20 protein-coding genes are annotated in these 17,437 nt (G+C 66.3%); 2 read left to right on the top strand and 18 right to left on the bottom strand.

The window, feature by feature from the left end:
- Positions 1–12: 12 nt before the first annotated feature.
- The 5 genes from WT24_RS10765 to rfbB are packed head-to-tail and all read right to left on the bottom strand — an operon-like array spanning position 13 to position 4,307.
- Positions 13–906: a glycosyltransferase family 2 protein gene (locus tag WT24_RS10765; RefSeq protein ID WP_373557226.1), complete on the bottom strand. Its 894-nt coding sequence runs from the start codon at positions 904–906 to the stop codon at positions 13–15.
- Complete coding sequence (gene rfbD / locus WT24_RS10760) at positions 903–1,796, bottom strand: dTDP-4-dehydrorhamnose reductase (protein ID WP_257127467.1); 894 nt, start codon at positions 1,794–1,796, stop codon at positions 903–905. The genes WT24_RS10765 and rfbD overlap by 4 nt, the downstream gene beginning before the upstream one ends.
- A gap of 8 nt (positions 1,797–1,804) precedes the next feature.
- A complete protein-coding gene (rfbC, locus tag WT24_RS10755) occupies positions 1,805–2,356 on the bottom strand; it encodes a dTDP-4-dehydrorhamnose 3,5-epimerase (protein WP_060033399.1) in 552 nt (183 codons plus the stop codon).
- Complete coding sequence (rfbA, locus tag WT24_RS10750) at positions 2,341–3,234, bottom strand: glucose-1-phosphate thymidylyltransferase RfbA (protein WP_034206577.1); 894 nt, start codon at positions 3,232–3,234, stop codon at positions 2,341–2,343. The genes rfbC and rfbA overlap by 16 nt, the downstream gene beginning before the upstream one ends.
- Before the next feature lie 11 nt (positions 3,235–3,245).
- Positions 3,246–4,307: a dTDP-glucose 4,6-dehydratase gene (rfbB, locus tag WT24_RS10745; protein ID WP_060033396.1), complete on the bottom strand. Its 1,062-nt coding sequence runs from the start codon at positions 4,305–4,307 to the stop codon at positions 3,246–3,248.
- A gap of 343 nt (positions 4,308–4,650) precedes the next feature.
- Here rfbB and WT24_RS10740 point away from each other — a divergent pair, with 343 nt between their 5' ends.
- Positions 4,651–5,490 carry a symmetrical bis(5'-nucleosyl)-tetraphosphatase gene (locus tag WT24_RS10740; protein WP_060033393.1) on the top strand — a complete coding sequence of 280 codons (840 nt, stop codon included), beginning with the start codon at positions 4,651–4,653 and terminating at the stop codon, positions 5,488–5,490.
- Positions 5,491–5,522: 32 nt separating this feature from the next.
- Here the strand turns inward: WT24_RS10740 and WT24_RS10735 are convergent, their stop codons facing one another.
- The 8 genes from WT24_RS10735 to WT24_RS10700 form a co-directional block, all read right to left on the bottom strand.
- A complete protein-coding gene (locus tag WT24_RS10735) occupies positions 5,523–6,380 on the bottom strand; it encodes a 1-acyl-sn-glycerol-3-phosphate acyltransferase (protein WP_060033391.1) in 858 nt (285 codons plus the stop codon).
- 19 nt (positions 6,381–6,399) lie between these two features.
- Positions 6,400–7,677 (bottom strand): dihydroorotase, encoded by a 1,278-nt coding sequence (locus WT24_RS10730; RefSeq protein ID WP_060033388.1) that lies wholly within the window; start codon positions 7,675–7,677, stop codon positions 6,400–6,402.
- A gap of 61 nt (positions 7,678–7,738) precedes the next feature.
- Positions 7,739–8,770 (bottom strand): aspartate carbamoyltransferase catalytic subunit, encoded by a 1,032-nt coding sequence (locus WT24_RS10725; protein ID WP_006476735.1) that lies wholly within the window; start codon positions 8,768–8,770, stop codon positions 7,739–7,741.
- Between the two features lie 73 nt (positions 8,771–8,843).
- Positions 8,844–9,356 (bottom strand): bifunctional pyr operon transcriptional regulator/uracil phosphoribosyltransferase PyrR, encoded by a 513-nt coding sequence (pyrR, locus tag WT24_RS10720; protein ID WP_060033385.1) that lies wholly within the window; start codon positions 9,354–9,356, stop codon positions 8,844–8,846.
- Positions 9,343–9,792, bottom strand: a complete 450-nt coding sequence (gene ruvX / locus WT24_RS10715) for a Holliday junction resolvase RuvX (RefSeq protein WP_059499824.1) — start codon at positions 9,790–9,792, stop codon at positions 9,343–9,345. Before ruvX ends, pyrR begins: the two co-directional genes overlap by 14 nt.
- Positions 9,789–10,367, bottom strand: coding sequence for a YqgE/AlgH family protein (locus tag WT24_RS10710; RefSeq protein ID WP_006491354.1), 579 nt, complete (start codon positions 10,365–10,367; stop codon positions 9,789–9,791). The genes ruvX and WT24_RS10710 overlap by 4 nt, the downstream gene beginning before the upstream one ends.
- Positions 10,368–10,549: 182 nt before the next feature.
- On the bottom strand, positions 10,550–11,851 hold the full coding sequence (locus WT24_RS10705) for a hypothetical protein (protein WP_059499823.1): 1,302 nt from the start codon (positions 11,849–11,851) through the stop codon (positions 10,550–10,552).
- A gap of 104 nt (positions 11,852–11,955) precedes the next feature.
- Complete coding sequence (locus tag WT24_RS10700) at positions 11,956–12,126, bottom strand: rubredoxin (RefSeq protein WP_004186709.1); 171 nt, start codon at positions 12,124–12,126, stop codon at positions 11,956–11,958.
- A 254-nt stretch (positions 12,127–12,380) separates the two neighbouring features.
- Between WT24_RS10700 and WT24_RS10695 the strand changes: the two genes are divergently transcribed.
- The gene (locus tag WT24_RS10695) at positions 12,381–13,247 is read left to right on the top strand and encodes a hydroxymethylpyrimidine/phosphomethylpyrimidine kinase (RefSeq protein WP_012492910.1); all 867 of its coding nucleotides are present in this window, start codon (positions 12,381–12,383) and stop codon (positions 13,245–13,247) included.
- Between the two features lie 187 nt (positions 13,248–13,434).
- Here the strand turns inward: WT24_RS10695 and groL are convergent, their stop codons facing one another.
- The 5 genes from groL to WT24_RS10670 form a co-directional block, all read right to left on the bottom strand.
- Positions 13,435–15,075, bottom strand: a complete 1,641-nt coding sequence (gene groL / locus WT24_RS10690; RefSeq protein WP_059499822.1) for a chaperonin GroEL — start codon at positions 15,073–15,075, stop codon at positions 13,435–13,437.
- Between the two features lie 45 nt (positions 15,076–15,120).
- Positions 15,121–15,414 carry a co-chaperone GroES gene (gene groES / locus WT24_RS10685; RefSeq protein ID WP_004186661.1) on the bottom strand — a complete coding sequence of 98 codons (294 nt, stop codon included), beginning with the start codon at positions 15,412–15,414 and terminating at the stop codon, positions 15,121–15,123.
- A 402-nt stretch (positions 15,415–15,816) separates the two neighbouring features.
- Positions 15,817–16,329, bottom strand: coding sequence for an SRPBCC family protein (locus WT24_RS10680; protein WP_059791684.1), 513 nt, complete (start codon positions 16,327–16,329; stop codon positions 15,817–15,819).
- A 41-nt stretch (positions 16,330–16,370) separates the two neighbouring features.
- Complete coding sequence (locus WT24_RS10675) at positions 16,371–17,003, bottom strand: hypothetical protein (RefSeq protein ID WP_059499820.1); 633 nt, start codon at positions 17,001–17,003, stop codon at positions 16,371–16,373.
- Positions 17,000–17,419 carry a hypothetical protein gene (locus WT24_RS10670; RefSeq protein ID WP_059500001.1) on the bottom strand — a complete coding sequence of 140 codons (420 nt, stop codon included), beginning with the start codon at positions 17,417–17,419 and terminating at the stop codon, positions 17,000–17,002. The genes WT24_RS10675 and WT24_RS10670 overlap by 4 nt, the downstream gene beginning before the upstream one ends.
- Positions 17,420–17,437 lie beyond the last annotated feature (18 nt).

The following is a 17,437-nucleotide window of genomic DNA, read 5'->3' as shown; positions in this document are numbered from 1 at the left end:
CCCCCGCCATCGTCAGCGCGAGTAGGGCCCGGCCTTTCCGCGTAAACCGTCAAGCAACCCGCGCCACGCCATCCGCCAATGTTCCTGCGCCTGTTTGGGAAACAACGCGTAGATGGCGAGCCGCACCGGCAGCTTCAACACCTCCGAGCTTTTCCACTGCCAGGGGACATAGCCGCGACGAAACAGGGCGACGGCATTCCTGAACAGGTAGTAATGCCTCAGCGGATTGTGCATCGGATACGCGCGACCAAGTATCCGCACGGGCTCTTCGCCCAGCTCGTGCTGCATCGTTACCCACGGCACGCCAACGACCCTGAACCCGCAATGCTTTGCCCGGACACACCATTCGAGATCGACGAAATCGATGAAGAGCGACTCATCCATCCCGCCGATCTCCGCCCAGTAACGGAGATTGATGCATGACCCGGATGTGATCAGGAAATCAACATCGATCAAATCGTGTCCCGCAGGCACGACGCGTTCGAGCCAACAAACTCGAAATCGCACGAACGGAGCCACGCCGCCGAGTCTCGCATCGTCGTAAGCGGGGCCAGCCAATGCGATTTTTACGAAATCAACATTGGCTTTCGCGATCACGTGCGATAGCTCTGTCAGCAACATGGGTGACGGCTCGCTGTCCTGATCGAATACGAATGCTGCCTCGCACCCTTCGTCGATCAAAGCCGCCACGCCGCGATTCAGCGCTGCACCGATACCTTTGTTTTCGCCGTTGGGTAGATATTCGATCGACTCGGCAAGCCCCAGATCCTTCGCACCCCGCATCGTCGGCGAGTTGTCCACCACAACACATCGAAGCTGTTTCGCCAAGCGGTTGGCTCGCTCGACACAAGCGACATCCGGATTGTAAAACACGACAACCGCGCCTACGCGCAGCTCAGTACTCATCTTTCCGCCATGCACAGGCGCAACGCATCGTGCCAGTCGGGTGCCCGGATTCCAAACGTTCTCGACAGCTTGTCGACAGACATCCGGGAGTTGGCCGGCCGCGCGGCGGGAGTCGGATACGACGATGCCGGGATAGGATTGACCTTCGGCTTGCGCGCGAGCTTCGATGCGTCGAAGATCGCTTCGGCAAAGCCATGCCATGACGTAGAACCCGACGCGCAAAGATGATAGATACCCGATCGCTCACGCCACCATGCGTCGCGATCTGCCTCGCCGACACCTGCAGCCTGGGCGAGGATATGGGCCGTGAGCGTCGCGATCGTTTTCGACCACGTCGGCGCGCCGATCTGGTCGAAAACGACGTTCAATTCGTCACGCTCCGCGCCAAGCCGCAGCATCGTCAAGAGAAAGTTCTTGCCGCGTGTACCGTAGACCCAGCTCGTCCGCAAAATCAGATGGGCGCATTCGGATGCGGCAATCGCCTGCTCACCCGCGAGCTTGCTCCGTCCGTAAGCGTTTTGCGGATTGACGGGGTCGTCCTCGACGTATTGATCATCCTTCGTGCCGTCGAACACATAGTCCGTCGAATAATGCACAAGCACGGCCCCGAGACGCGCCGCCTCCTCTGCCAAGACGGCCGGCACTTCGGCATTCAGTCGCATCGACAACTCGACTTCGTCCTCGGCCTTGTCGACTGCGGTGTAGGCGGCAGGATTAACGATGATCGCCGGAGCCTGCTCCCGTACCACGGCGCGCAAACGATCGAGATCGACGAGGTCTACCATCGAGCGATCGCAGGCAACGACCGTTCCCAGCCCCTGAAGGGCTCGCAACAACTCGAATCCGACCTGACCGCTGACGCCGGTCACCAGAATCTTCGGCTGACTCATGCGGCTCCTCATGCAAAAACTTCTGCTTCGCTCAAACGCTTGCCGGCCGCATCCTTCGCCGCCAGCAGCGGCTCGAAATCGATGGGCCATTCGATCCCGATCTCCGGATCGCTCCACACGATGCTGCGCTCGTGTTCCGGAAACCAGTAGTCGGTCGTCTTATAGAGGAACTGCGCGGCCTCCGACAGCACGACGAACCCGTGTGCGAAACCGGGCGGCACCCACAGTTGGCGATGGTTGTCGTTCGACAGCACCACGCCCACCCACTTGCCGAAGTTCGGCGAACCCTTGCGAATGTCGACGGCCACGTCGAACACTTCGCCTTCGACCACGCGAACGAGCTTGCCCTGCGCGTGCTGGATCTGATAGTGCAGACCGCGCAACACACCCTTCGACGAGCGCGAATGGTTGTCCTGCACGAATTCGACGCCGGGCGCGACCTGCTCGGCGAATTCCTTCCCGTTGAAGCTCTCGTAGAAGAATCCGCGCGCGTCGCCGAATACCTTCGGCTCGATGATCTTGACTTCGGGCAGCGCCGTTGCCGTTACTTGGATGGCCATGCGACTTGATCCGTAAGAATGTTCTTCAGGTACTGACCGTATGCGTTCTTCGCGAGCGGCTGGGCGAGCTTCAGCACCTGCTCCGCGTCGATCCAGTTGCGGCGATATGCGATTTCTTCTGGACATGCGACCACGAGACCCTGCCGCTTCTGCAGCGTCGCGATGAAACTGGCCGCCTCGATCAACGAATCGTGCGTGCCAGTATCGAGCCACGCATAGCCGCGCCCCATGATCTCGACATTCAGCGCCCCGCTATCGAGGTAGCGGGAGTTGACGTCGGTGATTTCCAGCTCGCCGCGCGGCGACGGCTTGATGTCGGCCGCGATGTCGCATACGCGGTTGTCGTAGAAATACAGGCCCGTCACCGCGTAGTTCGAACGCGGCTTGGCCGGCTTCTCCTCGATCGACAGCGCGCGGAACGACTTGTCGAATTCGACGACACCATAACGCTCCGGGTCGTGCACGTGATACGCAAACACGGTCGCGCCGCTTTCCTGCGCGTGCGCACGCTCGAGCTGCTTCGCGAGATCGTGCCCGTAGAAAATGTTGTCGCCGAGGATCAGCGCCGACGGATCGTTGCCGACGAACTCCTTGCCGATGATGAACGCCTGCGCGAGCCCGTCGGGCGACGGCTGCACCGCGTACTGGATGTTCATCCCCCACTGGCTGCCGTCGCCGAGCATCGACTCGAAGCGCGGCGTGTCCTGCGGCGTCGAGATGATCAGCACATCGCGAATACCCGCGATCATCAGCGTCGACAGCGGGTAGTAGATCATCGGCTTGTCGTACACCGGCAGGAGCTGCTTCGATACGACGTGCGTGATCGGATACAGCCGGGTACCGGAGCCGCCGGCGAGAATGATGCCTTTACGTGCCATCGCTTCTCTCCTCAGGTGCGTTTCGCGTAGTTCGTCTCGACCCACTTGCGGTACTCGCCCGATGCGACCTCGTCGGCCCAGGCCTGGTTGTCGAGGTACCAGTCGACCGTCTTCGCCAAGCCCGTCTCGAACGTTTCCGCCGGCTTCCAGCCGAGCTCGCGTTCGAGCTTGCGTGCATCGATCGCGTAGCGGCGATCATGGCCCGGGCGATCGGTCACATAGGTGATCTGGTCGCGGTACGACCCTGCTGCCTTCGGGCGCGCCTTGTCGAGCAGGTCGCACAGCGTATGCACGACTTCGAGGTTCTTCTTTTCGTTCCAGCCGCCGACGTTGTACGTCTCGCCGGGCACGCCGCGCGCGAGCACTTCGCGGATCGCGCTGCAGTGGTCGCCGACGTACAGCCAGTCGCGCACGTTCTGGCCGTCGCCATACACCGGCAGCGGCTTGCCCGCGAGCGCGTTCGCGATCATCAACGGAATCAGCTTTTCCGGGAACTGGTACGGGCCGTAGTTGTTCGAACAGTTCGTCGTCAGCACCGGCAGACCGTACGTATGATGGTATGCGCGCACCAGGTGGTCGGAACCCGCCTTCGTCGCCGAATACGGGCTGTTCGGCGCGTACGGCGTCGTCTCGGAGAATTGCGGGTCGGTGGCCGACAGCGAACCGAACACCTCGTCGGTCGACACGTGCAGGAAGCGGAACGCGGCCTTGTCGGCGTCGCTCAGGCCGTTCCAGTACTGGCGGGTCGCCTCGAGCAGCGTGAACGTGCCGACGACGTTGGTCTGCACGAAGTCCGCGGGGCCGTGGATCGAACGATCGACGTGGCTTTCCGCGGCGAAGTGCAGCACCGCGCGGGGCTTGTGCTGGGCCAGGAGTGCGTCGAGTGCATCACGGTCGCAGATGTCGACGCGGGCAAACACGTGCTTCGGGTTCCCGTCCAGCGACTGCAGCGTGCGCAGGTTCCCTGCGTACGTCAGCTTGTCAACGTTGAGCACGGCTTCGTCGGATGCGCGCAGCCAGTCGAGTACAAAATTGGCACCGATAAAACCCGCGCCGCCCGTAACCAGGATCATGAGGCTCCCTCAAATAGTGTGCGGCAGGTGCCATCAGGCGCCGGCCACATCGGATTCGCAAATGCCAGTAGCTTGTGATTGCCACGTCAGACCGGGAATTTTAACCGGTCGACATGGCCTCCAAAGTCATGAAATGCTAATTTTGTTGGGGAAAGCGACAATTATAGGGAGCCGCCCCCAGCAAAAGCCATGCCGCTAACAACTTGATACAGCGCTTCGAACCCTTTCCAGGCGCGAAATTTATTGCCAGATTCCCGCGCTGTTGCGGAACAGAAATTGCACGGCGCCGCATTGACTGGATAATTTTTCCCGCGTTCTCGATACTCGCAAAGTCCGCCGCCCCATGACCCTCGCTCCCATCGCCATCGGCGACATCCAAGGCTGTCATTCCGCTTTCCAGTCGCTGCTGGCCAAGCTTTCAGCTCCCGCCGACACGCCGCTCTGGATCGCCGGCGACGTCGTCAACCGCGGCCCGGGCTCGCTCGCCGCCTTGCGCGCCATTGTCGAGCTCGGCCCGCGCGCGACGGTCGTTCTCGGCAACCATGACCTTCATTTGCTCGCCGTCTCGGCCGGGATCCGCACCGAACGCCCCGGCGACACCATCGGCGAGATCCTCGACGCGCCCGACGCCGACGCGCTGCTCGACTGGGTCCGCCACCGCCCGTTCGTGCATGTCGAAGACGGAAAACTGCTCGTGCATGCCGGCGTGCTACCGCAATGGGACACCACGCTCGCGCTCGAACTCGCCGACGAACTGCAGCACGCGCTGCGTGCCCCCGACTGGCGCGACACGTTGCAAGGCCTGTACGGCAACGAGCCAAACCGGTGGAGTCCGAACCTGAAGAAACGCGACCGGATGCGCGTCGCGTTCAACGCGTTTACGCGCCTGCGCTTCTGCACCCCCGACGGCGTAATGGAGTTCAAGGCGAACGGCGGCCCCGACAGCGCGCCGCCCGGCTACCTGCCGTGGTTCGACGTGCCGGGGCGCCGCACCGAGGACGTGACGGTCGTGTTCGGGCACTGGGCCGCGCTCGGCCTGATGCTGCGCGACAACGTCGTCGCGCTCGATTCGGGTTGCGTATGGGGAAACCAGTTGTCGGCCGTGCGACTCACAGCCGATCCGGCGCAGCGCACGGTCACGCAGGTGCAGTGCGAAGCGTGCCGTTCGCCGGGCGGCGAGTGACGGCACGCTGATTCACGCGCCCCGGTGGCGCGTCAGCCCTCACGCCCCGGCACGGGCGCGTCGGTCGTCGCATCGCCCGCAGCATCGGCGCCGAGCTCGGTCGCCGGATATGCATGCTTCTGCAGTTCGGCAAGCGACTCGGCCGTCGGCTTGCCGACCTTCTCCTGCAGCGTCGCCAGTGCGGCGGCGATCGCGTCGCGCGCCGCCGCGGACGTCGCCCGGCGGTCGCCGCCCGGCGCGATCGGTTCGCACACGTACAGGTGCGCGACGAGCGGGCCGCCACGCAGCACCATGTCGAGCGACTTGCCGAGCGACAGGTCGCCCGTGTACGCCGGCGCGACCGACTGCCGCCCGTGTGCGTCCTCATACATCAGGCAGATCGGCTGCACCGCGCAGCCGGCCGATACCGCGGCCTGGAACAGGTTCGCATGGAACGGCAGCAGATCCTGGCCGTCGGAGGTCGTCCCTTCCGGAAAGACGCACATTACGCCGCCGTTGCGCAGGCGCTCGGCCATCTCGTGCATGATCCGCATCGCCTCGGTACGCTTCTCGCGCTGCAGGAACACGGTGTCGAGCTTCTCGGCGAGCCAGCCGACGACCGGCCACTGTCGCACCTCGGCCTTCGACACGAACGGCGTCGGCCGCCACGCGTTGACCGCATAGATGTCGAGCCACGAGACGTGATTGCCCACGACGAGCGCGCTCGCGTCGAGCCGCGCGCCGTCGTTGTGGACGACGAGGCGCATCCCGCAGATCCGCAGCATCTTGAGCGACCAGCGGCGTATCAGCTCGGCGCGGCGCGCGGGCGTGACGTGCGAAAAACGCAGCGCGACGATCGCCATGCCGCGCAACAGGTGAAAGACGAGACGCAGCTTGCGAATGGCGGTCATGGCGAAGGTCCGACGGGGTTCAGTGGCGCTCGAACGCGATCTGCCCGGCGACGAGCGTCGTGCGCACGGTGGCCGGCAGTTCGTAGCCGAGGAACGGCGAGTTGTGGCCCTGGCTCTTCAGCGCACGCGGCTCGACGCGCCAGTGCGCGCGCGGGTCGAACACGCACAGGTCGGCCGCGCCGCCTTCCGCGAGGCGGCCCGCCGGCAGTTGCAGCACGTCGGCCGGCGCGGAGGTGATGCGGCGCAGCGCCTGCGCGAGCGGCGTGCGCGTCTCGTCCGCCCACTTCAGCGTCAGCGACAGCAGCAGCTCGAGCCCCGTCGCGCCCGGCGTCGCTTCGCCGAACGGCAGCAGCTTCTCGTCGTCGTCGACCGGCGTGTGGTCCGAGCAGATCGCGTCGATCGTGCCGTCGGCGAGCGCCACGCGGATCGCTTCGCGGTCGCGCTCGCTGCGCAGCGGCGGGTCGAGCCGGAACTGCGAATCGAAGTAACCGATGTCGACGTCGATCAGGTGGACGTGGTTCGCGCCGACGTCGCAGGTCACGGGCAGTCCTTCCGCCTTCGCCGCACGCACGAGCGCGAGGCCGGCCGCCGACGACAGCCGCGCGAGGTGCACGCGCGCGCCCGTCACGCGCATCAGTTCGAAAATGGTGTGCAGTGCGATCGTCTCGGCCGCGACCGGCACGCCGGAGAGCCCGAGCCGCGACGCGAGCGCACCGCTCGCGGCCACGCCGCCGCGGCCGATGAACGCGTCGAGCGGACGCAGCCACGTCGTGTAGCCGTAGGTGCTCGCGTATTGCAGTGCGCGAAGCAGCACCTGCGTGTCGCGCACCGGCACGTTGGCGTGCGTGAAGCCGACGCAGCCGGATTCCGTCAGCGCGACCATCTCGGTGATGACTTCGCCCTTGAGGCCGACCGTCAGCGCGCCGAGCGGATGCACGTTCGCCTGCCGCAGGTTGCGCGCGCGGAACTTGAGCATTTCGACGAGGCCCGGCTCGTCGAGCACGGGGTCGGTGTCCGGCGGGCACACGAGCGTCGTGACGCCGCCCGCGACGGCCGCGGCCATCTCGGACGCGAGTGTCGCCTTGTGCTCGTAGCCGGGCTCGCGCAGCCGCGCGCACAGGTCGACGAGGCCGGGCGCGACGATCAGGCCCGATGCGTCGATCGTCCTGTCCGCGTTGAAACCGGCCGGCGCGCTGCCTAGCGCGGCGATCTTGCCGTCCGCGACGAATACGTCGGCCTGCCCTTCGGTGCCGGCGACGGGGTCGATCAGCGTGCCGCCTTTGATATGAATCTTCATGCGCTGTCTGTGAATGCGTTGATTGCGTTGAATGCCTGGATCGGGATGCGCGAAAGCGCGCTCAGTCGCTGTTGCCGGCGACGATGCCCATCACCGCCATCCGCACGGCGATGCCGAACGTGACCTGGTTGAGGATCACCGACTGCGGACCGTCGGCGACCTGCGAATCGATCTCGACGCCGCGGTTCATCGGGCCCGGGTGCATCACGATCGCATCGGGCGCGGCGAGCGCGAGGCGCTCGGGCGTCAGGCCCCACGTCTTGAAGTACTCCTGCGCGGACGGCAGCAGCGCACCGCTCATCCGTTCGTTCTGCAGGCGCAGCATGATGATCACGTCGACGCCCTTCAGGCCTTCGTCGAGGTTGTGGAACACCTTCACGCCCATCTGCTCGAGCCCGCCCGGCAGCAGCGTGCGCGGGCCGATCGCGCGCACTTCCGGCACGCCGAGCGTGGTGAGCGCATGGATGTCGGAGCGCGCGACGCGCGAATGCAGGATGTCGCCGACGATCGCCACGCGCAGCTTCGTGAAGTCGCGCTTGTAGTGACGGATCGTGTACATGTCGAGCAGGCCCTGCGTCGGGTGCGCGTGGCGGCCGTCGCCGGCGTTGATCACGTGCACGTGCGGCGCGCAGTGCTCGGCGATCAGGTACGGCGCGCCGCTCGACGCGTGGCGCACGACGAACAGGTCGGCATGCATCGCCGACAGGTTGTTGATCGTGTCGAGCAGCGATTCGCCCTTGCTGGTCGACGACGCATTGATGTTCAGATTCAGCACGTCGGCCGACAGGCGCGTCGCGGCGATCTCGAAGGTCGTGCGCGTGCGCGTCGAGTTCTCGAAGAACAGGTTGAACACGGACTTGCCGCGCAGGAGCGGCACCTTCTTCACTTCGCGGTCCGTCACGCTGACGAACTGCTCGGCCGTATCGAGGATGTGATTGACGATCGAGCGCGGCAGGCCCTCGATCGACAGCAGGTGCTTCAGCTCGCCGTTTTTCGTGAGCTGCGGGTTGCCCTTCAGGAACCCGTAGCGAAACCGGTCGGGGCTCGCGGCCGCCGCGGGATTGCCGGTGCGGCCAGTGGTGTCGGTGGTCATGGTGTGCGTGATTCCAACTATGCAAACGGGCCGCGGTGCAAACCAGCGGCCCGGGATACGGTTCGCGTGTCGTTCAGGTGCCGTGCGACTCGGCGTGCAGCGTGAACCGCGTATCGTCGCGCGCGAGCACGAGCGTCGCGTCGGCCGGCACGTCGAGCGTGCCGCCTGCGAAGCGCGCGGCGACCGGCAACTCGCGGCCGCCGCGATCGGCGAGCACCGCGAGCTCGACCGCGGCCGGACGGCCGTAGTCGAACAGCTCGTTGAGCGCCGCGCGCACGGTGCGCCCGGTGTACAGCACGTCGTCGACGAGCACGATGCGCGCGCCGTCGACGTCGAACGGCAGCGATGTCGGGCTGGCCTGGCTGTGCAGCCCCTTCTTCGCGTAGTCGTCGCGGTGCAGCGCGACGTTGACGACGCCGAACGCCGGTGCGCCGAGATCGCGCGCGAGGCGCTCGGCGAGCCACGCGCCGCCGCTATGAATGCCGGCGAGCCGCGGGCCGCCCGGTTCGGCGAACGCCGTGCCGTACGCGGCGCGGATCTGGTCGAGCAGGACGCGGTAAAGCGCCTCGGCGTCAATGGTGCTCATGGTCGGACAATTGATCGAAATACTGTTGAAGGATGACGCGCGCGGCTTCGGCATCGAGCATGTCGGTGCGTGCGCGACCGCGCACGTCGCGCTCGCGCAGCCCGGCCTCGGCCTCGACCGACGAATAGCGCTCGTCGATCCACGTGACGGGTAGCCCGAAGCGGCCGTTCAACTGGTTGCCGAAGCGCTTCGCCTGCTGCGTCATGTCGTGCGGCGTGCCGTCCGGATGCATCGGCAAGCCCACGACGAGCGCATCCGGCCGCCATTCGGCCAGCAGGTCGCCAACCGCCTTGAAGCGGTGTTCGCGGTTCAGGTTCTGGATCACGACGAGCGCACGGGCGGAGCGCGTCAGCCCGTTGCCGATCGCGACGCCGATCCGTTTCTCGCCGTAGTCGAACGCCAGGAGCGTCGCATCGCGCGCGCTCGCGCCGCTCATGCGTGCCCTGCCTCGCCGGACAGCATCGACGAGCTGACGCCGAGCAGGCCGAGGGCGGCTTCGAAGCGCTCTTCGGCCGGCGTATCGAACACGATGCGCGGGTCGGCGGCGACCGTCAGCCAGCCGTTGCGGGAAATTTCTTCCTCGAGCTGCCCGGCACCCCAGCCTGCATGACCGAGCGTCAGCAGGAAGCGTTTCGGGCCGGTGCCCGTCGCGACCGCCTCGAGCACGTCCTTCGACGTCGTCATCTCGAGCCCGCCGTCGACGGACATCGACGAGTTGTAGCTCGCGCCCTCGACCGGCTCGTGCAGCACGAAGCCGCGCTCGGTCTGGACCGGGCCGCCGAAGTACACGGGAATGTGCAGCAGCGGCTCGATGTCGAGCTTCAGGTCAATGCGGTTGAACAGCGATTCGAGGTCGATGTCGGTAGGACGATTGATGACGAGGCCGAGCGCACCGCGCTCGCTGTGATCGCAAAGATAGACCACCGTCCCCGAGAACGTCGGATCGGCCATGTTGGGCATGGCGATCAGGAACTGGTTGGTGAGATTGATGCGATCGGAAGGCTTTGACATGGTTTGAATTTTAGCAAAGACGCCGCGACCTGACCGGGCCGCGATCAACAAGCAACGCCGCGCCGCGCTGGCAACGGCGCGCGCGGATCACACGGCACTCTAACACGCGCGCGGGCGCTGTCGGCAGCGTGTTGCAGGCCCATGCGACAAGGGCCGCCGCCGTGTGTCCGTCCCCTTGTTCGTCAGGTCCGGCCGAGCGCGGCGCCGAGCGCTTCGGACGCCGCCGTGAGATCCGGCGGCGCGACGCCGGCCGCGATCTTCAGGAGCGCCGCACGCAGCATGTCGGACGCGTGGCGGTGCGCATCGAGGCCGCCGTCGGCGAGCGGCACGCCATGCGCCGCACGGCGCCACGCCAGGCCAAGCGTGTCGGCCAGCAGCGCCGCGTGGCCGAGCCCCAGCGCGCATGCGGCCGTGCCGACCCGATAGGCCGCGCCGGACGCGTGCCACGCGGCGCCCGCGTCGGCGGTGGCCGGATCGGCCGCCAGGTCGGCCATCGACGCATCGGCGGTCTGCAGGAAATCCTCGTAGGCGTGCGCGTTGACGGTCACGACGCCGAGCGCGCGAGTGGGCGCGGCGGCGACCGCATCGTGCTCGGCCCGCGCCGCATCGGCCTCCCACAATGCTTCGGATGCGGGCGTGCCGGCGACGTGCCAGTCGACCGTCAACCCGTAGTCGTGCAGCACGTCGACGAGCGCGACGTCCTCGGCCGCGGCGCCGAACAGCGCGAAATCGCGCCATAGCAGCGCCACCGTCTCGCGCACCAGTTCGGGCGGTGCGCCGCGCCGGCCCTGTGCGTGTTCGCCGAGCAGCAGGTTGGTTCGCGCGAGAAAGCGCTTCAGCTCGGGCGCGCCGCTTGCGCGCAGCGCGCGCACGCACGCGGCCGCGAGCCGCCAGAAATCGTACGGTGCGTCATCGGCGAGCGCGGCCAGCATCGCGTCGAGTTCGTCGAGCGCGGCCCCCGGCGCGCCGTGTTCGGCACGCAGCACGCCCAGCAGCGCCTGCTCATAGCGGGCGCGAAGCCGGGCCGCGAATGCATCGGGCAGCGCGCGCAGCGTGGCAGGCGGCACCGCGCGGCCGACCAGCGCGAGCGCATCGAGCGGCGCGCTCGCGCGCAGGTCGGCGGCGCTTTGCGCACGCAACGCACGGAAATGCTCGAAGAGAACGGGCGAGCACGCGAGCTCGCGCAGGTTGTGGCGCCCGACGGCCGCACGAAAATCGTGCAGCGCGGCCCGCCAGCCGGCCGAAGTCGGCTCGGTGCCGACGAGCGGCACGGCGGCCGACAGTTGCCCGGCGAAACGCGCGGCCGGCAGCCAGCCGGCTTCCGCCAGCACGGCCGCAGCCGCGGCAAGCGGCGCCGCGGCGTCGTCGCGCCGCTCGAATGCGTCGGCGGCCGCCGCCAGCCATGCTTCGGCCGCGCGCACGGCTCCGCCACGCGGGTTGGGCAATGCGTCAGGGTGGGGAACGTTCGCCGGATCGGACGTCATGGACACGCGCGCCTGTCATCGTCGAGTCGCTCGCGCGAATCGCGGCACGCGAGCGCCGAATCCGTGCGAGGCCTGAGCGGAGTGTGCGTGGGCCAGCGGTCCGATCAGATCTGGACCATCTCGAAGTCTTCCTTGCGGGCGCCGCATTCGGGACACGTCCAGTTGATCGGGACGTCTTCCCAGCGCGTGCCCGGGGCAATGCCCTCTTCCGGCAGCCCGGCTTCTTCGTCGTAAATCCAGCCACAAATCAGGCACATCCAGCTCTTGTATTCCATCTTAAGCCGCGTCGGGGAAAGTCGGTAAATTCGGGAGCCATGATGGTACCGTGTCGGGGCCGGACTGCCTAGCAATCGCGCTGGAGGACGGCGACTACGTTGCGCTGCGCTAAAAAATCCGTCGTACCGGCCGGATTCCACCGCATAATGGCTGAAAGTGCGGCCTGCCGGGCAACACAGGGCCGAAAACGCCCCTCTCGCCTCGCGGTCCGCATCTCCGTCGCTTTTCCGTTTTTCTCTTGCCCCATTTTTACATGTCCAGCAACGCCCCTCCGATCGTCCTCACCTTCGGCCTGTCCGATCCCACCGGCGGCTCCGGCCTCCAAGCCGATCTGATGACCCTGGCGAGCATGGGCTGTCACGGCGTGTCCGTCCTGACCGGCTATACCGTGCGCGACTCGGCCGCCTGCGATGAAGTCACGGGCCTCGACCCCGACGTCGTCGCCGCGCAGGCGCGCATGCTGCTCGAAGACATGCCGGTTGCCGCGTTCAAGATCGGCGCGGCGACGCGCGCGGAAGTCGTGAGCGCGATCGCCGAAGTCGTCGCAGACTACGACGGCGTGCCGCTCGTGCTCGCGCCGGACTTCACGCTCGACGACGAACACGTGCTCGCCGCCGACGACCTGCGCGAATCGATCGCCGACCTGCTGGCGCCGCAAACCACCTTGCTCGTCGCTGACCACGCGACGCTGATCGCGCTCGCGCAGCCGGACGGCGATGCCGAGGCGCCGAACCTCGATGCGGCCGTGTCGCACCTGCTGTCGCAAGGTTGCGAATACATCCTGTCGTCGGAAACGGGCTCGCACCGGCTCGTCAATACGCTGTACGGTGAAGAAGGCCAGCTTCGCGAAGACATGTGGGATCGCTCGCCGCACCGGCTGATGGGCATCACCGATACGCTCGGCGCAGCTATCGCGGCGCTGCTCGCGAACGGGCAGGAGCCGCCGGAGGCCGTGCGCGAGGCGCAGGAATACCTGTACCAGGCCGTGCGCGACGCGTTCCGGCCCGGTATGGGCGCATACCTGCCCGACCGGTTCTTCTGGGCGCGCAGCAACGACGATTCGGACACACCGCCGGCCGTGAAGGCCGACCCGGCGCCGAGGACGTCGCACCGGCATTGAGTCGCGACGCGGCAGGCAGGTCCCGCCGCCGCACGCCGCGCGGCGCTTGGTGCGTGACAGATCCGGCCGCCTCGCGCACGCATCGAAAATTACGCGCGCATAAAAAAAGACCCGCATCGCTGCGGGTCTTTTCTTTTGGCTGGAACGCGCATCGCTGCGCGTTCCGGACACCATCGACCGAAGTCGATTACATGTCCATGCCCATGCCGCCCATGCCGCCCGGCATGCCGCCCGGCATCGGTGCGTCTTCCTTCGGCAGTTCTGCGACAGCTGCATCCGTCGTCAGCAGCAGGCCTGCAACCGACGCTGCGTTCTGCAGTGCGGTGCGCGTGACCTTGGTCGGGTCGACGACGCCGGCTTCGACCATGTCGACGTACTCGCCCGTTGCTGCGTTGTAGCCGTAGTTGCCCTTGCCTGCAGCAACCGCCGCCACCACGACGCTGGCTTCTTCGCCGCCGTTCGTGACGATCTGGCGCAGCGGCTCTTCCATCGCGCGCAGCACGATCTTGATGCCGGCGTTCTGGTCGGCGTTCGCGCCGGTCAGGCCTGCGATCGCGGTGCGTGCGCGGATCAGCGCGACGCCGCCGCCTGCCACGATGCCTTCTTCCACAGCTGCGCGGGTTGCGTGCAGTGCGTCTTCGACACGTGCCTTCTTTTCCTTCATTTCGACTTCGGTCGCAGCACCGACCTTGATCACTGCAACGCCGCCTGCCAGCTTGGCCACGCGCTCTTGCAGCTTTTCACGGTCGTAGTCCGACGTCGCTTCTTCGATTTGCGCGCGCACTTGCTTCACGCGTGCTTCGATGTTCGCCGCTTCGCCTGCGCCGTCGATGATCGTCGTGTTTTCCTTGCCCACTTCGATGCGCTTCGCCTGGCCCAGTTCTGCCAGCGTTGCCTTCTCGAGCGTCAGGCCGGTTTCTTCCGCGATGACCTGGCCGCCGGTCAGGATCGCGATGTCTTCCAGCATCGCCTTGCGACGATCGCCGAAGCCCGGCGCCTTGACCGCAACGGTCTTCAGGATGCCGCGGATGTTGTTCACGACCAGCGTGGCGAGCGCTTCGCCTTCGACGTCTTCAGCGATGATCAGCAGCGGACGGCCAGCCTTCGCGACTTGCTCGAGCACCGGCAGCAGGTCACGGATGTTCGACACCTTCTTGTCGTGCAGCAGCACGAACGGATTGTCGAGGACGGCGACTTGCTTGTCCGGGTTGTTGATGAAGTACGGCGACAGGTAGCCGCGGTCGAATTGCATGCCTTCGACGACGTCCAGCTCGTCGGCCAGCGACTTGCCGTCTTCGACGGTGATGACGCCTTCCTTGCCGACCTTGTCCATTGCTTCAGCGATGCGATCGCCGATCGACGAATCGCTGTTCGCCGAGATCGAGCCGACCTGTGCGATTTCCTTGTTGGTCGTGCACGGCTTGCTGATCTTCTTCAGCTCTTCGACAGCCGCTGCGACTGCCTTGTCGATGCCGCGCTTCAGGTCCATCGGGTTCATGCCCGATGCGACGTACTTCATGCCTTCGCGAACGATCGATTGCGCGAGGACGGTTGCCGTCGTCGTGCCGTCGCCTGCGTTGTCGCTGGTCTTGGAAGCGACTTCCTTGACCATTTGCGCGCCCATGTTCTGGAGCTTGTCCTTCAGCTCGATTTCCTTCGCGACCGACACACCGTCCTTGGTGACCGTCGGGCCGCCGAAGCTGCGCTCGAGCACGACGTTGCGGCCCTTCGGACCCAGCGTGACCTTGACTGCGTTGGCGAGAATGTTCACGCCTTCGACCATCTTCGAACGGGCGGAATCGCCGAATACGACGTCTTTAGCTGCCATCTTTAACTCCTTGAATTCTTGGGAATATGTACCGTCGGAGGACGCTTACTTGGCGTTGACAACGGCCATGATGTCTTCTTCGCGCATGACCAGCAGTTCCTGGCCGTCGACCTTCACGGTCTGGCCTGCGTACTTGCCGAACAGGACACGATCGCCGACCTTCACGTCGAGCGCGATCGGCGCGCCCTTGTCGTCGCGCTTGCCCGGGCCGATGGCCAGGACTTCGCCCTGATCCGGCTTTTCAGCAGCGGCGTCGGGGATCACGATACCCGAGGCGGTCTTGGTTTCCTGATCCAGGCGCTTGACGATCACGCGATCGTGCAAAGGACGAAGGTTCATATTCACTCCTCTCTTGACTGAGATTGAAGAACGCTTAGGGAAACTGCCCGGCTCATCGCCCGGCAGAGAATTGTTAGCACTCTCGTGCAGCGAGTGCTAATTATATGGACGGGTTTTGACAAATTCAAGAAGGGAAACCGGGGGAATTTTCGGGGCGGCGAGGCGGCGGGAAAAATGCAGAAACACAACAAAAACCCTTTAAAAACAGCCACTTGAATACGGCAACCGTCCCGATGGACGGCCCCGTGCGATTCACCAACCTCATCCAGCCCCGATTGGACACCGGGTAAGCCCGGAGTTCCTGAGACCGGCGACATCGCCGCGAAAAAACCGTGTGGGCGCCGATTTCATCCGCCGCGCCAAATTCGTGCGCCTGCGTCGCCGGAGCAAGCGTCGCGCGCCTCACGCATCGGCACAGTCCCCGCCCGACAGCGGCCGGAAGGTCCGGCCGTCCGTCTCGACGGCCGCGCCCAGCCGCCGCGCGAGCCCCTTCGCGCCTTCGCGCATCACGACGTCGTGATTCCATCGGAACAGCGGCCGTGCGAGCGGCTCCAGCCAGTTCATCCAGCCGTGCGTGCGAATGTGCCAGTCGTAGCGCACGACGGTGCGCGCGCCGTCGGCGGCGAACGACCAGCGTCCGTCGCCTTCGATCGCGCCGCTCGCACGGCCTTCGAGCACATGCGGCCGCTCGACGCGCCGCACGCGCATGTCGAAGGTCAGCCGGTACGGCAGCGCGCCCTTCCACGTGTACCGATGCAGCGCGCCGACGCCGCGTGCGTCGCCATGCTCGAGCTCGACGGTGCGCACGGCGCCCTTCCACCAGTCGGGCCAGCGATCGACCTGGTAGATCGCGTCCCAGACCGCCGCGAGCGGCGCATCCACCCGCCAGATCGTCGAAAACCGGTACTCCGCCATGCAGCCTCCGGCATGCGCGTCAGGAACGCGGATCGGCGCCGTCAGGGCGCGAAGAAACGTTCGGGAAACGCGACGTCGATCTCCACATCGTCGAGCGTCACGGTTTCGAGCGGCACGTCGTCGCCGTCCGCGTAGCTGACGACCTTCAGCGGAAAACCGTCCGCGGCGTCGAGCCACAGCCGGTAGCGATGCACGCCGTCGACCGCGTGCGCGGGCGCGCCCGTGACCAGCACGCGCAGCGCGGTCCGGCCGCCGACGGCCTCCTCGCCTTCGGTCACCGTCGCGCCGCCCTGCTGCAGCGCATGGACGTTGCGCAGCAGTTCGCCGACGTCCGAGCGGTCGACCCGGTGGCCGGTGCGATCGCGCACGAGCGGATTGGACGGCGACAGCGTCAGCGCGGGCGGCGCATGCGTGCCGAACGGGCGCAACCGCACCTTGCCGTCGCCGGGATCGTACGCGAGCACCGCGCCGCGATGCGGCGACACGAAATCCATCCGGACGAAGCCCGGTTTCAGGTATGCGTAGCGGATTTCGGTGTGCTCGCCGTCGCGCGCCGACGAGCGGATCGTCGCGCGGTACGAGCGGACGTGGTCGAAATGCGCCTGCGCGACGGTCACGGGATCGGCTGTCATGCTCGCTCCTATCAGGCTCGCGGCCAGCAACGCGGCGATCACGGCGCCGCCTCGACATCGAGCACGCCTTCCATCCCGCGCTCGCGATGGCTTCTGAAAAACAGCAGCCGGTGCGTGCAATAGTAGGCGAATCGCCCCGGCTGCAGCGGCGTGAAACGAAACGTCCTCGGCGTCGTGCCGAGCTCGGTGCGTACTGCGATGCCGGCCTGCGGCGCGTCGATTTCGAAGCTGTGCGGCACCACACCGGGCTCGGCCGACACGGTCAGCTCGACCGGCACGTGCGCGCGCACGATCACGTGATCCGGCCGGAAGAAATAGCTGCCGCCGACGATCGCCACGCGCTGCACGCCATCGGCGTCGACCGGCACGCGCACGGGCGGGTCGCCGTCCGCTCGCGCAAGCATCGTGCCCGCGAGCAACGCTGCCAGCCCGAACCCCTTCATCATCGCCGTCTTCATCGCTTGCTCCCTGCGAGC

Origin of the sequence: Burkholderia sp. MSMB1078WGS (assembly GCF_001528895.1) — a bacterium.
Taxonomy (GTDB): domain Bacteria; phylum Pseudomonadota; class Gammaproteobacteria; order Burkholderiales; family Burkholderiaceae; genus Burkholderia.
Note: the sequence above shows the minus strand (reverse complement) of the source record. Positions and strands in the feature narration are given on the sequence as shown.

Excerpts from the sequence above, each read along its gene's own strand:
- WT24_RS10765 (WP_373557226.1), bottom strand. The coding sequence starts at position 906 with ATGAGTACTGAGCTGCGCGTAGGCGCGGTTGTCGTGTTTTACAATCCG.
- rfbD (WP_257127467.1), bottom strand. The coding sequence starts at position 1,796 with ATGAGTCAGCCGAAGATTCTGGTGACCGGCGTCAGCGGTCAGGTCGGA.
- rfbC (WP_060033399.1), bottom strand. The coding sequence starts at position 2,356 with ATGGCCATCCAAGTAACGGCAACGGCGCTGCCCGAAGTCAAGATCATC.
- rfbA (WP_034206577.1), bottom strand. The coding sequence starts at position 3,234 with ATGGCACGTAAAGGCATCATTCTCGCCGGCGGCTCCGGTACCCGGCTG.
- rfbB (WP_060033396.1), bottom strand. The coding sequence starts at position 4,307 with ATGATCCTGGTTACGGGCGGCGCGGGTTTTATCGGTGCCAATTTTGTA.
- WT24_RS10740 (WP_060033393.1), top strand. The coding sequence starts at position 4,651 with ATGACCCTCGCTCCCATCGCCATCGGCGACATCCAAGGCTGTCATTCC.
- WT24_RS10735 (WP_060033391.1), bottom strand. The coding sequence starts at position 6,380 with ATGACCGCCATTCGCAAGCTGCGTCTCGTCTTTCACCTGTTGCGCGGC.
- WT24_RS10730 (WP_060033388.1), bottom strand. The coding sequence starts at position 7,677 with ATGAAGATTCATATCAAAGGCGGCACGCTGATCGACCCCGTCGCCGGC.
- WT24_RS10725 (WP_006476735.1), bottom strand. The coding sequence starts at position 8,770 with ATGACCACCGACACCACTGGCCGCACCGGCAATCCCGCGGCGGCCGCG.
- pyrR (WP_060033385.1), bottom strand. The coding sequence starts at position 9,356 with ATGAGCACCATTGACGCCGAGGCGCTTTACCGCGTCCTGCTCGACCAG.
- ruvX (WP_059499824.1), bottom strand. The coding sequence starts at position 9,792 with ATGAGCGGCGCGAGCGCGCGCGATGCGACGCTCCTGGCGTTCGACTAC.
- WT24_RS10710 (WP_006491354.1), bottom strand. The coding sequence starts at position 10,367 with ATGTCAAAGCCTTCCGATCGCATCAATCTCACCAACCAGTTCCTGATC.
- WT24_RS10705 (WP_059499823.1), bottom strand. The coding sequence starts at position 11,851 with ATGACGTCCGATCCGGCGAACGTTCCCCACCCTGACGCATTGCCCAAC.
- WT24_RS10700 (WP_004186709.1), bottom strand. The coding sequence starts at position 12,126 with ATGGAATACAAGAGCTGGATGTGCCTGATTTGTGGCTGGATTTACGAC.
- WT24_RS10695 (WP_012492910.1), top strand. The coding sequence starts at position 12,381 with ATGTCCAGCAACGCCCCTCCGATCGTCCTCACCTTCGGCCTGTCCGAT.
- groL (WP_059499822.1), bottom strand. The coding sequence starts at position 15,075 with ATGGCAGCTAAAGACGTCGTATTCGGCGATTCCGCCCGTTCGAAGATG.
- groES (WP_004186661.1), bottom strand. The coding sequence starts at position 15,414 with ATGAACCTTCGTCCTTTGCACGATCGCGTGATCGTCAAGCGCCTGGAT.
- WT24_RS10680 (WP_059791684.1), bottom strand. The coding sequence starts at position 16,329 with ATGGCGGAGTACCGGTTTTCGACGATCTGGCGGGTGGATGCGCCGCTC.
- WT24_RS10670 (WP_059500001.1), bottom strand. The coding sequence starts at position 17,419 with ATGAAGACGGCGATGATGAAGGGGTTCGGGCTGGCAGCGTTGCTCGCG.